Source organism: Yoonia sp. R2-816 (genome assembly GCF_046762905.1).
Classification (GTDB): domain Bacteria; phylum Pseudomonadota; class Alphaproteobacteria; order Rhodobacterales; family Rhodobacteraceae; genus Yoonia.
Window position 1 is genome coordinate 1 of the sequence record NZ_JBKQXN010000322.1, and the last position, 3,691, is coordinate 3,691.

Annotated in this window: 3 protein-coding genes and 2 pseudogenes; all 5 read left to right on the forward strand. The window is 55.8% G+C overall.

Annotated elements, in window-relative coordinates; all coding sequences use genetic code 11:
- Positions 1–129: pseudogene (locus tag ACFWW2_RS22000) on the forward strand (IS3 family transposase); the annotation flags it as partial.
- A 39-nt stretch (positions 130–168) separates the two neighbouring features.
- Positions 169–1,029: pseudogene (locus ACFWW2_RS22005) on the forward strand (Mu transposase domain-containing protein); the annotation flags it as partial.
- Entirely contained in the window at positions 926–1,654 is a 729-nt protein-coding gene (gene istB / locus ACFWW2_RS22010) for an IS21-like element helper ATPase IstB (protein ID WP_393931893.1), read from the forward strand. The pseudogene ACFWW2_RS22005 and the gene istB, both read left to right, overlap by 104 nt.
- 324 nt (positions 1,655–1,978) lie before the next feature.
- A complete protein-coding gene (locus tag ACFWW2_RS22015) occupies positions 1,979–2,176 on the forward strand; it encodes a hypothetical protein (RefSeq protein ID WP_393931895.1) in 198 nt (65 codons plus the stop codon).
- A gap of 248 nt (positions 2,177–2,424) precedes the next feature.
- Positions 2,425–3,639: an IS256 family transposase gene (locus tag ACFWW2_RS22020; protein WP_393931897.1), complete on the forward strand. Its 1,215-nt coding sequence runs from the start codon at positions 2,425–2,427 to the stop codon at positions 3,637–3,639.
- The last annotated feature ends 52 nt before the right edge of the window (positions 3,640–3,691 follow it).

Consider the following 3,691-nt stretch of genomic DNA (forward strand, 5'->3'; position numbering starts at 1 on the left):
ATGGCCACCCTCGGCTGGGTCGATTGGTTCAACAACCGGCGCCTGCTTGGCCCCATCGGAAACATCCCGCCAGCAGAGGCTGAACAGAACTTCTATGCACAGCACGACGTGCTCGATATGGTCGCATGAAATGAAGCTATACGTCTCCGGTGAAACCGGGGCGATTCAGGTGTAATCCGCCGCCGGTTCTTCGTCCCGCGCCCGAAGTTCAAATCCTATGCCGAGCTGAATGCCTGGCTTGAGGATCGTTGCACGGCTTACGCCAAGGCGAACAAACACCCGGAACTGCGCGATAAAACGATCTGGGAAGTGTTCGAAGAAGAACGGTCAAGTCTGGTCCCTTACGTAGGCCCCTTTGATGGATTCCACGCAGTCCCGGCATCGGTATCCAAGACCTGCTTGGTCAGGTTCGATAACAACCGTTACTCCGTCGATGCCCGTGCCGTCGGTCGTTCGGTTGAGATCCGTGCTTACGCAGATCGACTGGAATGCTGGCAGGATGGAAAGATCGTCGGCCAGCATGAGCGCGCCTTTGGTCGCGGCAAAACAACCTATGACCCGTTGCACCATCTGCCTGTACTCGCACGCAAACCGGGCGCTTTGCGCAACGGCGCGCCCTTCAAAGAATGGGAGCTACCGACGCCCATTCGCCGTGTTCAGCGCAAATTGGAACGTCAGCCTGGCGGCGACCGCCAAATGGTCGATATCCTCGGGGCTATCCTGACCGATGGCCTGAAGGCCGTCGAAGCCGCTTGTGCAGAGGCCCTGTCCCATAACGTCCATTCTGCCGGTGTCGTGCTGAACATCCTGGCGCGGCACCGCGAGCCGCCGCCACCACTGACAATCACCACGCCGGATGCGCTGAAGCTGGACTGCGAGCCAGAAGCCAATTGCGACCGGTATGACAGCTTAAGGAGACCACAAAATGGAACGGACTCAAGTGCTCGATGCCATGGGCCAGTTGAAGCTTTACGGCATGAGAACGGCTTACGACGAGATCATTACGACAGCCGTCAAACGCCAACATGAACCGCAACAGATCATAGGCGATCTGCTGCACGCAGAGATCACCGAGAAGCAGGCCCGTTCGGTCAAATACCAGATGACCATCGCAAAGCTTCCTTTGGCCAAAGAGATCGAAGAGTTCGACTTCGAAACCGCTGATGTCAACGAGACGCTGATCCGCGATCTGGCGATCGGTGACTTCTTGGATCATCAACGTAACCTCGTGCTCATCGGCGGAACCGGAACGGGCAAAACCCATCTCGCCGTCAGCATCGCCCGCGCCTGTATCCGAGAAGGTCGGCGAGGCCGGTTCTTTAATGTCGTCGATCTCGTGAACAAGCTGGACGCTGAAGCGCGTGCGGAACGGCAAGGACGCACCGCCGATCTGATCTCGCGCCTCGACTTCCTGATCCTGGATGAACTGGGGTATTTGCCCTTCGCCCAAACCGGTGGCCAGCTCCTGTTCCACCTCATCAGCAAGCTCTATGAACGCACCTCGATCATCGTCACCACCAATCTCGCGTTCGGAGAATGGCCGAGCGTGTTCGGGGACGCAAAGATGACAACAGCGCTTCTCGACCGTCTCACCCACCACTGCGAGATCGTCGAAACCGGTAACGAAAGCTGGCGCTTCAAAAATAGAGCTTAGCCTCAAACGACACCCCCGCTGGCCCGACGCAGCTACGCTATATGAGGGCTACGCAGCGCCGGGCCAGCTCAACACAATGGGGGGTCAATTTTGGACGCCGATAAGGGGTCATGTTTGGATGCCGATTGACAGCCCGCGACATCACAACGACCCCGCTACCGTGGCCGAGTATTGCTCCGCCGATTACAGTGGAGGGAAGTCGAGGACCACGCCTTGTATCGTGCCACACCGAAAACTGGTTGGAATGGCAGAAAGCATGATGCGACGAAGAGATCTGATTTTTTTGATTGTTTCCGTCGGTTAAAGTTCCGTAGGAACCAACTTATGCTACGCGATGCTCTGTTGCAGCAGCTGAGTGATGAGCTGTCACGCGTTGGGCGTTATTATTCACGGGGCTTTCGTATTGAAATTTCGCCAACAGATGCTCTGCCAAGTGTTGAGGATCTGGATGAGTTAAAGGCGAAGCTATCTAGAGAAGAAGTGGGTTTTTCGGAAGTCCTAGATTTCTGTTTTGAGCGGTGACTTTTTGGAGCGTCTTGTATGACCAACGATGAAGCCGAAAAATGCTGCATGATGCACGAATGACCGTTTCGAAGGGCTACCCCGCAGAAAAGTGAGCTAGCCGCAATGTCCGCTAGGGGCCGAGCATGCCTTGGAAGCCACGTATGCTTTGCAACTTTGCAGTGTCCGCTTCCTGCGCGTGAGAGTGTCCGATCTTCTGTGTATGAGTAATTTGGCCCATGCTTCATTAACGAAGGAGCATGACGACAATGACGATATCCAAGGAAGTTTTAGACGCGCTGCTGAGCGGCGTTGAGAACGCGGACGATTTACTGGGCGAACAGGGCTTGATGAAAGAGTTGAAGGTTCGCCTGATGGAACGGATGCTTGGCGCTGAACTGACCGAGCATTTAGGCTATGAGCCTGACACCCAGCCGACAAACCAGCAGAGCAACCGCCGCAATGGCACGTCGCGCAAGACGTTGAAGGGCAATGATGGGGCGCTGCCGATTGATGTCCCGCGCGACCGTGAGGGCAGTTTTGAACCGGAACTGATCAAGAAGGGTCAGACCCGGATCGACGGTATGGATGACAAAATCATCGGCTTATATGCAGCGGGGTTATCGACCCGCGACATCCGCGCCCACCTTGAAGAGGTCTATGGGCTGAAGGTGTCCGCCGATCTTGTCAGCCGTGTCACGGATGCGGTTTTGGAAGAAGTGTCGGATTGGCAGAACCGGGCTCTGGAAGCGATGTATCCGATTGTTTTCCTTGATGCTCTTCGGGTCAAAATCCGCGATGCGGAAAGCCGTCAGGTCAAGAACAAAGCCGTTTACGTAGCCCTGGGCGTCAACGCCGAGGGCGAACGCGAGGTTCTCGGCCTGTGGATTGCCAACAACGAAGGGGCCAAGTTCTGGCTCTCGGTGATGAACAACCTGCGCAATCGCGGCGTCGAAGACTTCCTGATCGCCGTTGTGGACGGCCTCAAGGGCTTTCCTGATGCCATCAATGCCGTATTCCCTGAGACCACAGTCCAAACCTGCATTGTCCACCTCGTGCGCCATTCCCTGAACTTCTGCGGATGGAAAGATCGCAAGAACGTCGCAAAAGACCTCAAGCGGATTTATCAGGCCACGGATGACACCGAGGCGGAGAAAGCCCTTGCTGATTTTGAGGCCGAATGGGGCCAAAAGTACCCGTCAATCGCTCCAAGCTGGCGACGCGCGTGGCAAGAAGTCATCCCGTTCTTCGCCTTCCCACCAGCCGTGCGCAAAATCATCTACACGACAAATGCGATTGAAAGCCTGAACCGCGTCATCCGAAAAACCACCAAAACGCGCGGGAGCTTTCCCACTGATGATGCTGCGACAAAGCTGATCTATCTGGCCATCCGCAGTCTTGAGAAGACAGGCAGGGCCGTCAGAGAATGGGTTGCTGCCCGCAATCAGTTCGCTATCCTATACCCAGAACGGTTCAACAAATGAGCCGCCAAACTCGCATGGGCTAAGCCTCATACACAGAGTTTCGGATACTCCC

Coding starts and splice junctions, on each gene's coding strand:
- istB (WP_393931893.1), top strand. CDS start 926: ATGGAACGGACTCAAGTGCTCGATGCCATGGGCCAGTTGAAGCTTTAC.
- ACFWW2_RS22015 (WP_393931895.1), top strand. CDS start 1,979: ATGCTACGCGATGCTCTGTTGCAGCAGCTGAGTGATGAGCTGTCACGC.
- ACFWW2_RS22020 (WP_393931897.1), top strand. CDS start 2,425: ATGACGATATCCAAGGAAGTTTTAGACGCGCTGCTGAGCGGCGTTGAG.